Raw genomic sequence first — 14,156 nt, 5'->3', positions numbered from 1 at the left:
GACGGTCCTTCCGGGGCGTCAGAGCGGGGCCGGGACACTGGCGAACACCCCCTGCAGCTGCGCCATGACGGCGGTCCAGACGCCGGTCACCATGAGCAGGCCGAGCACGATGAGCAGGCTGCCGCCGACGAGGTTGACCACGCGGATGTGCCGGCGCACGAACGAGACGGAGCGGGTGGCCCAGCCGAACCCGAGGGTGAGGAGGAGGAATGGGATGCCGAGACCGAGCGAGTAGGCGACGCCCAGCAGTGCCGCACGCGCGGCCGAACCCGAGTCGAAGGCCATCGTGAGGATCACCGCGAGGGTCGGGCCGATGCACGGCGCCCAGCCGATGCCGAGCGCGATGCCCAGCAGCGGTGCCCCGATGAGCCCGAGGTTGCCGCGCACCTGCGGGCGCGCGATGCGCTGCGCGAGCCCGAACCAGCCGATGAAGACGAGCCCCATCGCGATGATCACGACGCCGAGGATGCGGGTGATGAGGTCGGCGTACTCGAGCAGGAATCGGCCGAGGGTCCCCCCGAGCATCGCCATGCTCACGAAGACGACCGTGAACCCGGCGATGAACAGGAGCACCCCGAGCACGAGGCGCCCGCGCCCAGGCCCTTCGACAGGCTCAGGGATCGCGGTGCGGTCCGCGACCGCTCCGGTCGCCGAGCTCGTCGAAGCTCCGGTCGCTGAGCTCGTCGAAGCGCCGGTCGCCGCTGCGCCCGCTGTCCGGGCAGAAGCGCCGGCCGGCACCGCGGCCGGCCGCGGGCTCACGGCCCCGCCGATGAAGCCGAGGTAGCCGGGGACCAGCGGCAGCACGCACGGCGAGAGGAACGAGATGGCGCCGGCCAGGATCGCGATGGGGATCGCGATCAGGAGGGATCCGTCGGCGACGAGCGCGCCGAGGTTCACGACTCCTCCAGCGTCTCGCGGACGATCGTCTCGAGGATGGAGGCGTCCTCGATCTGCCCGACCAGGCGCGCGGCGACACGCCCCTCCTTGTCGAGCACGAGCGTCACGGGCACGGCGTTCAGCGGCGTCTCGCCCGCGAAGGCCAGCTTGATCGAGCCGTCCTCGGTCGCCAGCGCGCTCGGATATGTGACGCCGTAGGTGTCGGCGAACGCGCGCGAGGCCTCGGCGCCGTCGTACAGGTTCACGCCGAGGAACGAGACGTCCTGGCCCTCGAACGAGGCGTCCGCGGCGGCGAGCTCGGGAGCCTCCACCCTGCAGGGGGCGCAGCCGGCGTACCAGAAGTTGACGACCAGCACGTCTCCGGCGTAGTCGGCGCTCGACGTGGAGCCCCCGGTGTCGAGCACGCCTTCGAAGTCGACCGGATCGGTGCGCTCGGCGGCGGGGATCGGGTCGACGCGGAAGCCGTCGGCGGCCACGAAGCCCTTGTTGTCACCGGAGCGGTACTGCTCTGCCAGCGGATCGTTCGTGCATGCCGCGAGGCCGCCGATCAGCCCGACGATGAGCAGAGCGGATGCCGCGGCCCGCGCCCTCCGCATGCCCCGTACCCGTGCTTCGACAGGCTCAGCAACCGACTTCCGGGTCATACCGCTCCCACATCCACCGCGCCGGCCGTCGATGCCGGTTCGGCGTACGCCGTCTCGGTCCACTTGCCGTCGACCATCTCGAAGCTCGTCACGCTCGACAGCGCGCAGCGTCGCGCGCGGGGGTCGTGCCGGAGCGGGAGCCCGGCGACCGCGAGGTGGGTGATCCAGATCGGGAGCTGATGCGAGACGATCACGACATCGCCCGAGTCCGCGGCATCCCACGCCTCCGTCATGGCCTTGTTCATGCGGCCCACGACGTCCGCGTACGGCTCGCCCCAGCTCGGAAGCGCCGGCTTGCGCAGGTGCCGCCAGTTCCACGGGTTGACCAGGGCGACCGCCATGCGCTTGCCCTCGAACACGTTGGTCGGCTCGATGACCCGGTCGTCGATGACGGGCTCGAGGCCGAAGATCTCGGTGAACGGCTTCGCCGACTCCTGCGTGCGCTGCAGCGGCGAGCAGATCAGGGAGGTGACGGGACGCTCCAGCGACTCCACGTACTCGGCGGCCTGCCATGCCATGTGGTTCCCGTCGGTGCTGAGGCCGTATCCCGGGAGTCGCCCGTAGAGCACGCGGGCGGGGTTGTGGACCTCCCCGTGGCGCACGAGATGAAGGCGAGCGGCGGGCACCCGCCCAGTCTACGTGGGCGAGTTCTGTGGACCGGCTGAGCGTTCTCCCAGCCGCGGCCCGACCGCGATCAGTCGAGCTCGGGCTCGGGGCCGCCGGACCCGCGGGACTCGAGGAGCGCACGCACCCTCACGTAGAGGAACCAGGCCACACCGAGCACGGCCGCCGCGATGACGACGTACTGGAGGATGTCGGCGTAGCGCTCGACGACGTGCCACGACTCCCCCAGGAAGAACCCCGAGAAGACGAAGATCGAGTTCCAGATGAGGCTTCCTGCGGCCGTCAGCAGCGTGAACCGCCACACCGGCATCCGGGTGATGCCCGCGGGGATCGAGATGAGGCTGCGGAAGATCGGGATCATCCGCCCGAAGAACACGGCCTTCCCGCCGTGCCGTGCGAACCACGCGACGGTGCGATCGATGTCCTCGGGGTGCAGCAGCGGCACCTTCGTCGCGATGGCCCGCAGCCTCGCGACGCCGAGCCAGGCGCCCAGACCGTACAGCAGCAGCGCACCGACGATGGAGCCGGCGGTCGTCCAGAAGAGAGCCTCGACGAGCGAGAACGAGCCTCGGCTTGCCGCGAGTCCCGCCATGGGCAGGATCACCTCGCTCGGCAGGGGCGGAAACAGGTTCTCCATCGCGATGGCGATGCCGGCGCCCGCGGGGCCGATCACGTCCATCAGGGAGACTGCCCAGTCCGCGAGGGTGCTCAGCCACGAACCGTCGGTCGTCGTCGCAGCGGTCATTCGTCGGGGTCCCGTCCGTCGTCGTCACCTGGCGGCGGCCGCGACCGTCCGGCGCGACGTGTCCACGTTACGGGCCGAGGATGAACGAATCCCGGGTGCAGACCCCCCGAAGCCGGTGGGGCTTGCACGACGGAGGCCGTCGCGGCTCGACGTAGACTTGTCGCTCGTGAGTGAACGCGTCCTCGTCAAGCAGCTTCAGGACCTCGCCGACGGTCCCGTCTCCGTCTCCGGATGGGTCGAGACGGTCCGCGATCAGAAGAAGGTGCAGTTCGTCATCCTTCGCGACGAGACGGGTGCCGTGCAGCTGGTGAACCCGGCGACGCGTCCGGCAGACCCTTCGGCAGCCTCAGGGACCGAGTCCTCGCAGGATGCCGCCGCGCTGGCTCTCACGGACCTGATCTCGAACCTCGCCACCGGCACGTTCCTCACGGTCACGGGCGAGCTCAAGCACGACGAGCGCGTGAAGCTCGGCGGCGTCGAGGTCAAGATCGGGGCTCTCGACATCGCGGCGGCCGCTCTCCCCGAGACGCCGATCGCCGCCGACTCCGGTCTGGACAAGCGCATGGACTGGCGCTTCCTCGACCTGCGCCAGCGCCGCAACAATCTCATCTTCCGCGTGCAGACCACGCTCGAGCATGCGTTCCGCTCCTACTGGATCGAGCGCGACTACATCGAGGTGCACTCGCCGAAGCTCATGGCCTCGGCATCCGAGTCCAACGCAGAGCTCTTCTCGCTGGAGTACTTCGAGGACAAGACCGCCTACCTCGCGCAGTCGCCGCAGTTCTTCAAGCAGATGGCGCAGGTCGCCGGCTTCGGCAAGATCTTCGAGATCGCGCCCGCCTTCCGCGCCGACCCGTCGTTCACCTCGCGCCACGCGACGGAGTTCACGTCGGTCGACGCCGAGATCAGCTGGATCGACTCCCACGAGGATGTCGCGCGCATGCAGGAAGAGCTCCTGCAGACCGCGTTCCAGGCCGTCAAGGACAAGCACGGCGCCGAGATCGAAGAGCTCTTCGGCCTCGAGGTGCAGGTTCCCGCCATCCCGTTCCCGCGCATCCCTCTGGCGGAGGCGCGCGAGATCGTGAAGAGCCGCGGCTACGAGGTCCCCCGCACCGACGGCGACCTCGACCCCGAGGGCGAGCGCCAGATCTCGGCGTACGTCGAGGAGACGTACGGGCACCAGTTCGTCTTCATCACCGACTACCACCCCGAGATCCGCGCGTTCTACCACATGCGCGACGAGAAGACCGGGCTCACCAAGTCGTACGACCTCCTGTTCAAGGGCGTCGAGATCACGACCGGCGCACAGCGCGAGCACCGCGTCGACGTGCTGATCGAGCAGGCCCGGGAGAAGGGTCTGGGTGCCGAGCACCTCGACTTCTACTTCGACTTCTTCCGCTACGGCGCCCCGCCCCACGGCGGATTCGGCATGGGCCTCGCGCGCGTGCTGATGCTCCTGCTCGGCGAGTCGTCGATCCGCGAGGTGACGTACCTCTTCCGCGGGCCGACGCGCCTGGCGCCGTGATCACCTCGATCGACGGGCTGCAGAACTTCCGCGACACCGGCGGCACGCCGCTGGTCGCGGGCGGCGAGACGCGCTCGGGCGTGCTCTACCGGTCGGAGGCCCTGAGCACGCTGACGCCGACGGGTGTGGCCGAGCTGGCAGCCACGGGCATCGGCGTGATCGCCGACTTCCGCACCGACATGGAACGGCGCATGGCGCCCGACGTGCTGCCCGACTCCCGGCCGTTCCACGTCGTCCAGCTCCCCCTCCTCGAGGGCGCGATGACCGGTTTCGCGCAGTCGGCGATGCAGGCGAAGGATCCGGATGCCGCGAAGGCTGCGATCGGCGCCGCACTGGCGCAGCTTCCCAGCCTGGGCGACCTGTACGTGTCGATGCTCGAGCACGGTGCGGGATCGTTCGCCGAACTCGCGCGACTGGTCGCGAACGGCGCAGCCGTCCCCGTGGGGACGACCGCGGGCGACGACCACTCCGCTGTACTCGTGCACTGCACCGCCGGCAAGGACCGCACGGGCGTCGCCGTGGCGCTGCTGCTGGACGCGGTCGGCGCCGAGCGCGCCGCGGTGGTGTCGGACTACGCCTCGTCGGCGGCTCACCTGGAGGGTCCGTGGGCGGACCGCATGCGCGGAATGATCACGGCGATGGGCGTTCCGCTCACGCCCGAGCTGGACGCGCTCATCACCGACACCCCGGCGTCGGCGATCGAGCTGGCGCTCGCGTGGACCGATGCGCACGGCGGCGCGGCGGCCTATCTGCAGTCGGGCGGACTCGCTGACACCGAGCTCGAAGCCCTCCGCGCACGCCTCGCCGGCTGAGCGCGACGTCAGCCCGCCGCGCCGAGCGACGTCAGCGCGCGGCCCCGACCGGCGTCAACCCGCGGCGCCGAGCGCCGCGCGCAGGCGGTCGGGCGAGACGCGCCAGTGGCCGTGCAGCTCGCCGTCGATGAGCACGACGGGGATCTTCTCCCACCACTGCGCGTAGAGCGCGGGGTCGTCGGCGATCGATAGCTCCTCGACCTCGACGGCGTCCTCGGGGAGGTCGGCGACGACGGTCTCGACCACCTCACGCGCCACGTCGCAGAGGTGGCAGTCGGGCTTGCCGATCAGCGTGAGGGTCGTCACGGCCATCGCGGGCTCAGGCCTCGACGGGGTAGCCGGCGGCGACCCACTCGTTCGTGCCGCCGTCGACGTTGGTGACGTCGTACCCGCGTGCCTGGAGAGCCTCCACCACGCGGCCCGACCGGCCGCCGACCGCGCAGATGACGTCGAACGCGCCGTCGGGGAGCTCGTCGAGCCGGCCGCCGATCGACGACATCGGGATGTTGATCGCACCGGGCACGTGACCCGCGGCGAACTCGTCGACCTCGCGGACGTCGATGAGCGGCGTCTCGACGCGCTCGCGCAGCTGCTGGACGGTGATGGACTTCATGCCATGCCTCTCGGGATGGGGGCTCGGGGTCGCGGCATCGGCATACACGAAGCGCCCCCTGCGAAGGGCTGCGCTCGATGAAGCGCAGAACCCTGGGGGCGCTTGGTGCGGATGCCGCTTACTTCTTGTTGCGGCGCTGGTGGCGAGTCTTGCGAAGCAGCTTGCGGTGCTTCTTCTTCGCCATGCGCTTGCGGCGCTTCTTGATGACAGAACCCACGGAAAACCTCACTATGTCGGGGTCTGGGCGCGGCGTGTGCGGCGCCCGGGAACGGGCAGATACGGAAAATGCCTCGGAACAGTCTAGCCGACGTCGGCGATCGGCCGTTGCAGGGCCTCGGTGACGGCCGACTCGGGCACGCGGTAGCTGCGACCGAAGCGCACTGCGGGCAGTTCGCCGGAGTGCACCAGGCGATACACCGTCATCTTCGAGACGCGCATGAGCTCGGCGACCTCGGCGACGGTGAGGAAGCGCACGTCCGGCAGTTCCGCCATGTCGATCCCCTTTCCCCAGTGGTGCTGAAGTCACTTTAGAACGCCGCGGGTGCGCGTGTAAACCGGTGTGACCCGTGAGACCGATGGGAATATCGTGCTCAGCCGCTCGCCGCCTGCCGAGCGCGCCGGTCGTGCGCCTCCCGGGCTGCCTGGCGCTCGAGCTTGCGCGCGTCGCGCAGCGCCTTCTCCGCCGCGCGGACGGCCTTCTGCGCCTCGCGGAACCTCTTGTCGTCGGTGATCTCGGCATCATCCAGCCCGAGCCACGGGCGGGCGGACGGCCGATCCGCGTCGCCGACGGCGGCGATGTACGCGGCCACACCGTCGAGTCCCCGCTCGAGGGCGAACGTGAACGGGTCCGAGTCCTCCAGGAAGACCCCTTCCTCGATGGCCGCGCGCAGATCCGGGTAGGCGTCCTCGGTGATGAGCGCGCGGAAGAGGGCGTCTTCATTTCGGGCGATGGCATCTCCGTCGAGCCCCTGCTCCCGCTCGGAACGCGAGTAGCCGGCGAGGATCGTGCCCGCCCAATGCGCGGTTCCGGTGACAAGGAGCATCACAGCCAGCCGCTCCCCGTAGCTGAGCGGCGTCTCCGCCAGAGCGCTCAGGCCGGCATCCATCCACGCCGCGCTGTTCGGCGTCGCCGGCACGCCGGTGATCGGGATGTCGAGGACCCACGGGTGGCGCAGGTAGTGCTGCAGCTGCTCCCGGAAGAGCGCCTCGAGCCGCTCGCGCCAGTCGCCCGCGGTGCGGGTCGCATCCGACGGCGCACCGGTGGCCTCCTCCTGCATCAGCAGGATCAGGTCGTCCTTGGCGCTGACGTAGCGGTACAGCGACATCGGCGTGAACCCCAGCCGCGACGCCACCGCTGCCATCGACACGGCGCCCAGGCCCTCGGCATCCGCGATCTCGACCGCCGCCTCGACGATGCGCTCGACGCTCATCTCGCGTTTCGGCCCGCGCTGTGGATTGGCGGCGACGCCCCATGCGAGCGCGATGCCGCGCGGAAGTTCGGGCTCCGGTGCATCGGTCATGGCGTCAGTCTAGGTCTGTTTATTACGTAAACAGTGTGTTACCGTCATAAACAGTTAGTGCTGTAAACAGTTTCCCACCTACACGATTGCACGAAAGGATGCCCCATGTCAGATCGCACTGCTCCCCCGGTCATCGTGGTCGACGGCCTGCGCAAGGCCTTCGGCCGCCAGCAGGTGCTCGATGGCCTCGACTTCACCGTCGCCCGCGGCGAGGTCTTCGCCCTGCTCGGCCCGAACGGCGCCGGCAAGACGACCACGATCAATGTGCTCACCACGCTCGTCCGCCCCGACTCGGGCACCGCCACGGTCGCGGGCATCGACGTCGTGCGCGACCCTCAGCAGGTCAAGCGGCGCATCAGCCTGACGGGCCAGTCCGCCGCCGTCGACGACGCGCTCACCGGCACCGAGAATCTCGTGATGCTCGGCCGCCTCTCGGGTCTCACGCGGCGCGGGGCGCGCGCCCGCGCGGCCGAGCTGCTCGACCGGTTCGGATTGACGGATGCCGCGACCCGCCGCGTCGGCGCCTACTCGGGCGGCATGCGCCGCCGCCTCGACCTCGCGCTGAGCTTCGTCGTCGCCCCCGAGATCCTCTTCCTCGACGAGCCGACCACGGGCCTGGACACCCGCAGCCGCCGCGAGCTGTGGGACGTGATCCGCTCACTCGCCGATGCCGGCACGACCGTGTTCCTGACCACGCAGTATCTCGAAGAGGCGGACCAGCTCGCCGACCGGATCGCGGTGCTCGACGGCGGGCGCGTGGTCGCCAGCGGCACCGCTGCTCAGCTGAAAGCGCGCATCGGCGGCGACGCGGTCGAGCTCCACGACGCGCACGGCACCCTCCTGCGCGAGGTCCCGACCGACGGCTCGGTGTCGGGCGTCCGCCGCGCGCTCGACGTCCTCGACGAAGCCGGGGCCGAGGGCGTCGTCACACTCCGTCGCCCGAGCCTGGACGACGTGTTCCTCGCGCTCACCTCGCCCGACGGCCAGGGCGGCGCACATGCGGACGCCCGCCGACGCGAGTCGGCCGACACCCTGAAGGAGCTCGCATGACCACCCTCGCCCCCGCGGCCCCCGCCGGCGCCCCTGCGCTGCGACCGCGCATCACGGGCCTCACCGCCGAGAGCGTCTTCGTCGGGCGGAGCCTCCTGCACTCCCTGCGCGACGGGGAATCGCTGCTCATGGCGATCATGCTGCCGGTGCTGCTGATGGTCCTCTTCACCTACGTCTTCGGCGGGGCCATCGACCCCACGGGCGGCTACGTGAACTACGTCGTCCCCGGCATCATCCTGCTCTGCGCCGGCTTCGGCGCGGCGTCCACCGCCGTCTACGTCGCCAACGACATGCGAGCGGGCATCATCGACCGGTTCCGCACGATGCCGCTGCGAGCCAGCGCGGTGCTGACCGGCCATGTCGTGGCGAGCCTGCTGCGCAACCTCCTGGCGACCGGAGTCGTCATCGGCGTGGCGCTGCTCGTCGGATTCCGGCCGACCGCAGACCTGTGGGGCTGGCTCGGCGCCGTGGCGCTCATCGCGCTGTACATCCTCGCGATCACCTATCTGTTCGCCGCGATCGGGCTTGCCGCCGGCAGCCCCGAGGCGGCCAACGGCTACGGCTTCATCATTCTTTTCCTGCCGTACCTGTCGAGCGCCTTCGTGCCGGTCTCGACGATGCCCGAGTGGCTGCAGTGGGTCGCCGAGAACCAGCCGGTGACCCCCATCATCGAGGCGCTGCGGAGCCTGCTGATGGGCACGCCCATGGGCGACGCGGCGTGGTGGGCCGTCGGCTGGTGCGTCGCGATCCTCGTGATCTCGTTCGTGTGGGGCGCATGGTTGTTCCGGCGCAAGGCGGGGCGACGTTAATTCGGGGCCACCGCTGCGCGGGTCGTCCTCCGGCGTGCTTACCCGCGGCGTCGGCTTCGCCGGCGGCGCCCGCCAGTCCCGAGCCCGCACGCTCTCCGGACGACCCGCTCCGCTCTGTCGGCGGAAACGTCGGCTGCGCTGTTGCTGGGTGGGTTGAGAGAAGGGAGGGGTCAGCGGCCGGGGAGGCGCTTGAGCGCGTTCTCGAGGGCGTGCTTGGCCGATGCGGCGGCCCGGCCGACGACCTCGGCGGCGTGAGCGGCGGAGTCCGGGAGCGCCGCCGCGGCGAGGTCGGGCTCGACATCGCCGTCGTCGAGGAACGGCACGAGCCAGTCGTCGACCTCGTCCAGCGGCGCGGCGGAGAGGCTGTAGTAGCGGTGCTGCCCCTCCTCGCGCACCGACACGAGGTGGGCGTCGCGCAGCACCTTGAGGTGCTTCGACACGGTCGGCTGGCTGGCGCCGAGCTCGGTCACGATGTGCGACACGCTGGTGCCGCGGTCTCCGGCGGATGATCGATCGAGCAGCAGTCGCAGGATGTCGCGACGCGTTCCGTCTGCGATCACGTCGAAGATGTCCGCCATGTGCTCAGATTAGTCGGGAGCCCTGCGGAGTACCATGAGCACGACCGCCGGGCCGCCCGCACGAGGACCGTTTCGCATCAGGAGGAACCCCGTATGACGGATGGCAGGCGCGCCGCCCCCGTCTCAGTCTCGGGACGCCTGCGCGCGCTGGGCCACGCCTTCATGGAGTTCTTCCGCGACCTGACGCAGCGCTCCCCCGCCCGGTTCGCGATCCTCATCTTCCTGTCGCTGATCCTGGTCTTCACGGGCCTCTTCTCCCTGCCCGTCGCCTCGGCGACCGGGCAGGTGACCCCCTTCGCCGACGCCTTCTTCACGGCGGTGTCGACGATCTGCGTCACCGGCCTCGCCACCGTCGACATGGCGACGCACTGGTCGGCGTTCGGCCACGTGCTGGTCTTCGTCGGCGTCCAGATCGGCGCGCTCGGCGTGCTGACCCTGGCGTCGATCCTGGGCCTGGTGATCTCACGACGTCTCGGCCTCCGTGCGAAGCTCATCGCGGCGAGCGACTCGAACCCGCTCCGCACGCACGGCGGGCCGGTCAACGAGGGCCAGACCGTGCAGCTGGGCCAGATCGGCAGCCTGCTCGCGACTGTCGCGCTGTCGACACTCGCCATCGAGACGATCATCGCGATCCTCCTCTACCCCGGGCTGATCGTCGCGGGCGTCCCGTGGAACGTCGCGCTGTGGGAGGCGCCGTTCTACGCGGCGATGTCCTTCACGAACACCGGCTTCACACCGAACGCCGAGGGGCTGGAGCCCTTCCGCCACGACTACTTCTTCCTGACCGTCCTGATGGCGGGCGTCTTCCTCGGCTCGATCGGATTCCCGGTCATCTACACGCTGCTGCGGCAGCGGTGGCGCGTGCGGCGCTGGTCGCTGCACGCGAAGCTCACGATCATCACCACGGTCGCGCTGTTCTTCCTGGGCGGTGTCGTCTTCCTCGTCCTCGAGTACGACAACCTCCTGACCCTCGGCACCGAGGACGCGTGGGACACCACCTTCCAGGCCTTCTTCCTGTCGGCCATGACGAGATCCGGCGGCTTCGCGATCCTCGACATCGGCGAGCTGAACCAGTCGAGTCTGCTCGTGGCATGCATGCTGATGTTCGTCGGCGGCGGCTCGGCGTCCACGGCCGGCGGCATCAAGGTGACGACGCTCGCCGTGATCGCGCTCGCCGTGGTGTCGGAGGCGAAGGGCCGCGCGTCCAACCAGGTGTTCGGACGGCGCATCCCGAGCGACGTCCTGCGGGTCGCACTCTCGGTCGTGGCCTGGGGCGCGACCATCGTGGCGATCTCGACGATCATCATCACGCAGATCACGAAGGCCGACCTCGGCGACGTCCTTTTCGACGTGATCTCGGGCTTCGCGACGGTCGGGCTGTCGACGGGACTGACGGCGAACCTCCCCGATCCGGCTGTGTATGTGCTGGCGATCACGATCGTCATGGGTCGCGTTGGTACAGTGACTCTCGCCGCGGCTGTGGCCGCGTCGTCACGATCGCAGCTGTACTCGCTGCCGGTGGAAAGGCCGATCGTTGGTTGAGCGGATGAGGGGCGATGCGCCCGTTCTCGTGATCGGACTCGGGCGCTTCGGCGCCGCGTGCGCGGGCGAGCTCGACCGGCTCGACCGCGAGGTGCTCGCGATCGACGACAACCTCGATCTCGTGCAGAAGTGGTCGGAGCGGGTCACCCACACAGTGCAGGCCGATGCGCGCAACATCGACGCGCTGAAGCAGATCGGCGCCCAGGACTTCTCGGTCGCCGTCGTGGCGGTCGGCTCATCGATCGAGGCATCCGTTCTCATCACGGCCAACCTCGTCGACCTCAAGGTGCCGCAGATCTGGGCGAAGGCGGTGTCGCAGTCGCACGGCAAGATCCTCGCCCGCGTCGGCGCCAATCACGTCATCTATCCCGAGCGCGAGGCCGGCGAGCGCGTCGCGCACCTGGTGAGCGGCCGCATGCTCGACTTCATCCGGTTCGACGACGACTTCGCCCTCGCCAAGCTCTACCCGCCGAAGTTCATCCGCGGCGTGGGCCTCAACGAATCCGGCGTGCGCACCAAGTACAACGTCACGGTCGTCGGCGTGAAGAGCCCGGGCAAGCCCTTCCGCTACGCGGAGGCCAACACGGTCGTGACCAACCACGACCTCATCATCGTGTCGGGGACCAACTCCGACATCGAGCGCTTCGCGTCGCTCGAGCGCTGAGCCGGCCGCAACCGCCCTACGCCCCCGCCGCCAGTTCCCTGGCGCGCGCCAGCGCCGCGTCCGTCGCCTGTCCGAAGACATCGTCCAGGCGCGCGTCCTGCAGCACCGCGATGGCGCGCTCGGTCGTCCCCTTGGGGCTCGTGACACGGCGGCGCAGCTCTGCCGGCTCGTCGGCGGATGCCTCGAGCAGCGCCGCAGCGCCGATGAAGGTCTGCTCGGCCATGACCCGGGACTCCGCCTCGGAGAAGCCCTTGCCGACGGCCGCCTTCGTGAACTCCTCCACCAGCAGGAAGAAGTAGGCGGGGCCCGAACCCGAGATCGTCGAGAGGGCGTCGATCTGCTCCTCCGGAACCTCGACGACGGTGCCGACCGTCTCGAACAGCCGTCGCGCGGTCGCCACGGCGGACTCGTCGGCCCGCGTGCCGGCTGCCAGGCCCGTGACGCCGCGGCCGACGAGCGCCGGCGTGTTCGGCATCGAGCGCAGCACCGCCACGTCGGCGCCGAGGATCTCCTCAAAAGTCGCGACCGTCACGCCGGCCGCGAGGCTCACGACGACGGTGCCCGGCCGCAGCACCGGTGCGATCTCACGGAGGAGATCCGGCACCATGGCCGGCTTGACGCCGACGAGGACGACGTCGGCCGCGGCCGCGGCATCCGTGTTCCCGGTCGGCTCAGCCTCCAGCGCGACGCTCGTGACCCCTTCGAGGCCGTCCAGCTCGGCGGCTTTCGCGCGCGAGCGGTTCGTCGTCGTCACGCCGCCCGCCGCGAGGCCCGACCGCGAGAGGCCGCGGGCGATGGCGCCGCCCATCGATCCGGCGCCGAGGATCGCGATGGGCGGGAGTGCGGGGATGTATGCAGGCATGGCGTCATCCTACGAGCGGCGCCGGAGGCTTACGATTCAGCATTGACTTATATAAGTCAATACGCAATCATTGGTCACGTGCACGCACTCGACATCCTCGGAGACCCGGTCCGCCGGCGCATCCTCGAACTCCTCGCGGGGGGCGAGCGCAGCGCGGGTGAGATCGGCGAGGAGGTGCAGCGCGAGTTCGGCATCTCACAGCCGGCCGTATCGCAGCACCTTCGTGTGCTCCGCGAATCGGGGTTCACTACAGTGCGCCCTGACGGCGTCCGCCGGCTGTACGCCATCGCACCGGAGCCCCTCGAGAACGCGGCGGCCTGGTTCGACCCGTTCCGGCGGTTCTGGCAGCCGCACCTCGACGCACTCGGCACCGAGCTCGCACGAGGCCGCCGCGAGCGCCGACTCGCGGCCGAGCGCGAGAAGGACGCCGAGGAAGGCGAATCCGATCCGACCGAACCCCAGGAGGACTGACATGGTCGATGTACAGACGCAGCTCGGCGCCGTGCGCCGCGAGGTCGCGAGCGAGGAGGTCGACGGTCACCCGTCGCGGGTCCAGACCCTCGCGCAGACCTACCCCTCCCCCATCGACGACGTGTGGGATGCCGTCACGAGCGCCTCGCGCATCGCGCGGTGGTTCCAGCCGATCTCGGGCGAGCTGGCCCTCGGCGGCCGCTATCAGATCGAGGGGAACGCCGGCGGCGAGATCCTGGAGTGCGCGCCGCCTGCCGATGGTTCCGCGCACTACCGGGCGACGTGGGAGTACGGCGGCGGGGTGACCTGGCTGACCGTGCGCCTCGTGGCCGAGGGCGAGGACGCGACGCGGTTCGAACTGGAGCACGTCGCGCGCGTGGACGACGTGCCGGCGGAGTTCTGGGACATCTACGGTCCGGGCGCCACGGGCGTGGGCTGGGACGGCGGACTGCTAGGGCTTGCGCTCCACCTCGCGGGCGGCGGCGACGGCCCCTCGCCGGCAGAGGCGGAGGCTTGGGCGAACACCTCCGAAGGGCGGGCGTTCTATCGCGGAGCCGCGGACGCGTGGGGCGCCGCACACGCCGCCGACGGCGCAGACGCCGAGGCCGCCGCACGCGGCGCCGACAACACCTACGCCTTCTACACGGGGCAGACCCCCTCGGCCTGACGGCGGCGATGCCGGCGCGTGCCGGACGAACGGGAGGGTGACGGATGCCGGGTCCACCGGCATCCGTCACCCTCTCGTCCTCCGCACGGACACGAGCCGGTCTATCGTGGGGAGTGCGGGGGCGCAGGTGCTC

At 70.2% G+C, this 14,156-nt stretch carries 19 protein-coding genes; 8 read left to right on the top strand and 11 right to left on the bottom strand.

Annotated features, from left to right (window positions below; genetic code table 11):
• Window positions 1–18 precede the first annotated feature (18 nt).
• The 4 genes from IM767_RS05045 to IM767_RS05030 form a co-directional block, all read right to left on the bottom strand.
• A complete protein-coding gene (locus tag IM767_RS05045; protein WP_109211395.1) occupies window positions 19–897 on the bottom strand; it encodes a cytochrome c biogenesis CcdA family protein in 879 nt (292 codons plus the stop codon).
• Window positions 894–1,493: a TlpA family protein disulfide reductase gene (locus tag IM767_RS05040; protein WP_109211396.1), complete on the bottom strand. Its 600-nt coding sequence runs from the start codon at window positions 1,491–1,493 to the stop codon at window positions 894–896. The genes IM767_RS05045 and IM767_RS05040 overlap by 4 nt, the downstream gene beginning before the upstream one ends.
• A gap of 44 nt (window positions 1,494–1,537) precedes the next feature.
• Window positions 1,538–2,167, bottom strand: coding sequence for a histidine phosphatase family protein (locus IM767_RS05035; RefSeq protein ID WP_109211397.1), 630 nt, complete (start codon window positions 2,165–2,167; stop codon window positions 1,538–1,540).
• 68 nt (window positions 2,168–2,235) lie between these two features.
• Complete coding sequence (locus IM767_RS05030) at window positions 2,236–2,910, bottom strand: DedA family protein (RefSeq protein ID WP_109211398.1); 675 nt, start codon at window positions 2,908–2,910, stop codon at window positions 2,236–2,238.
• A gap of 166 nt (window positions 2,911–3,076) precedes the next feature.
• Here IM767_RS05030 and aspS point away from each other — a divergent pair, with 166 nt between their 5' ends.
• A complete protein-coding gene (gene aspS / locus IM767_RS05025) occupies window positions 3,077–4,435 on the top strand; it encodes an aspartate--tRNA(Asn) ligase (RefSeq protein WP_109211432.1) in 1,359 nt (452 codons plus the stop codon).
• On the top strand, window positions 4,432–5,247 hold the full coding sequence (locus tag IM767_RS05020; RefSeq protein WP_162564354.1) for a tyrosine-protein phosphatase: 816 nt from the start codon (window positions 4,432–4,434) through the stop codon (window positions 5,245–5,247). The genes aspS and IM767_RS05020 overlap by 4 nt, the downstream gene beginning before the upstream one ends.
• Before the next feature lie 54 nt (window positions 5,248–5,301).
• Here the strand turns inward: IM767_RS05020 and IM767_RS05015 are convergent, their stop codons facing one another.
• From IM767_RS05015 to IM767_RS04995, 5 genes are all read right to left on the bottom strand, one after another.
• Window positions 5,302–5,553: a glutaredoxin family protein gene (locus IM767_RS05015; RefSeq protein ID WP_109211434.1), complete on the bottom strand. Its 252-nt coding sequence runs from the start codon at window positions 5,551–5,553 to the stop codon at window positions 5,302–5,304.
• Between the two features lie 13 nt (window positions 5,554–5,566).
• Window positions 5,567–5,860, bottom strand: a complete 294-nt coding sequence (locus IM767_RS05010; RefSeq protein ID WP_109211399.1) for a rhodanese-like domain-containing protein — start codon at window positions 5,858–5,860, stop codon at window positions 5,567–5,569.
• Window positions 5,861–5,978: 118 nt separating this feature from the next.
• A complete protein-coding gene (locus IM767_RS05005; RefSeq protein ID WP_003792170.1) occupies window positions 5,979–6,077 on the bottom strand; it encodes a 30S ribosomal protein bS22 in 99 nt (32 codons plus the stop codon).
• 83 nt (window positions 6,078–6,160) lie between these two features.
• Entirely contained in the window at window positions 6,161–6,352 is a 192-nt protein-coding gene (locus IM767_RS05000) for a helix-turn-helix domain-containing protein (protein WP_019182077.1), read from the bottom strand.
• Window positions 6,353–6,450: 98 nt separating this feature from the next.
• Window positions 6,451–7,380, bottom strand: a complete 930-nt coding sequence (locus IM767_RS04995) for a TetR/AcrR family transcriptional regulator (protein WP_109211400.1) — start codon at window positions 7,378–7,380, stop codon at window positions 6,451–6,453.
• Window positions 7,381–7,485: 105 nt separating this feature from the next.
• Between IM767_RS04995 and IM767_RS04990 the strand changes: the two genes are divergently transcribed.
• A complete protein-coding gene (locus IM767_RS04990; RefSeq protein WP_109211401.1) occupies window positions 7,486–8,430 on the top strand; it encodes an ATP-binding cassette domain-containing protein in 945 nt (314 codons plus the stop codon).
• Window positions 8,427–9,239, top strand: coding sequence for an ABC transporter permease (locus IM767_RS04985; protein WP_109211402.1), 813 nt, complete (start codon window positions 8,427–8,429; stop codon window positions 9,237–9,239). Before IM767_RS04990 ends, IM767_RS04985 begins: the two co-directional genes overlap by 4 nt.
• A 170-nt stretch (window positions 9,240–9,409) precedes the next feature.
• On the opposite strand, the gene IM767_RS04980 is transcribed toward IM767_RS04985, so the two are convergent.
• A complete protein-coding gene (locus IM767_RS04980; protein WP_109211403.1) occupies window positions 9,410–9,817 on the bottom strand; it encodes an ArsR/SmtB family transcription factor in 408 nt (135 codons plus the stop codon).
• 162 nt (window positions 9,818–9,979) lie between these two features.
• Between IM767_RS04980 and IM767_RS04975 the strand changes: the two genes are divergently transcribed.
• Together IM767_RS04975 and IM767_RS04970 are read left to right on the top strand one after the other, a co-directional pair.
• Window positions 9,980–11,359, top strand: a complete 1,380-nt coding sequence (locus IM767_RS04975; RefSeq protein WP_109211435.1) for a TrkH family potassium uptake protein — start codon at window positions 9,980–9,982, stop codon at window positions 11,357–11,359.
• Window positions 11,360–11,363: 4 nt separating this feature from the next.
• Window positions 11,364–12,023: a potassium channel family protein gene (locus tag IM767_RS04970; RefSeq protein ID WP_374226639.1), complete on the top strand. Its 660-nt coding sequence runs from the start codon at window positions 11,364–11,366 to the stop codon at window positions 12,021–12,023.
• 16 nt (window positions 12,024–12,039) lie between these two features.
• On the opposite strand, the gene proC is transcribed toward IM767_RS04970, so the two are convergent.
• Window positions 12,040–12,885 (bottom strand): pyrroline-5-carboxylate reductase, encoded by an 846-nt coding sequence (gene proC / locus IM767_RS04965; RefSeq protein ID WP_109211404.1) that lies wholly within the window; start codon window positions 12,883–12,885, stop codon window positions 12,040–12,042.
• 78 nt (window positions 12,886–12,963) lie between these two features.
• Between proC and IM767_RS04960 the strand changes: the two genes are divergently transcribed.
• Together IM767_RS04960 and IM767_RS04955 are read left to right on the top strand one after the other, a co-directional pair.
• A complete protein-coding gene (locus IM767_RS04960; RefSeq protein ID WP_109211405.1) occupies window positions 12,964–13,356 on the top strand; it encodes an ArsR/SmtB family transcription factor in 393 nt (130 codons plus the stop codon).
• 1 nt (window position 13,357) lies between these two features.
• On the top strand, window positions 13,358–14,023 hold the full coding sequence (locus IM767_RS04955) for an SRPBCC domain-containing protein (RefSeq protein ID WP_109211406.1): 666 nt from the start codon (window positions 13,358–13,360) through the stop codon (window positions 14,021–14,023).
• The last annotated feature ends 133 nt before the right edge of the window (window positions 14,024–14,156 follow it).

The organism is Microbacterium ureisolvens, from assembly GCF_015278315.1.
GTDB classification, from domain to species: domain Bacteria; phylum Actinomycetota; class Actinomycetes; order Actinomycetales; family Microbacteriaceae; genus Microbacterium; species Microbacterium ureisolvens.
The sequence above is the reverse complement of the archived record's forward strand: the minus strand, read 5'-3'. Positions and strand labels throughout refer to the sequence as shown.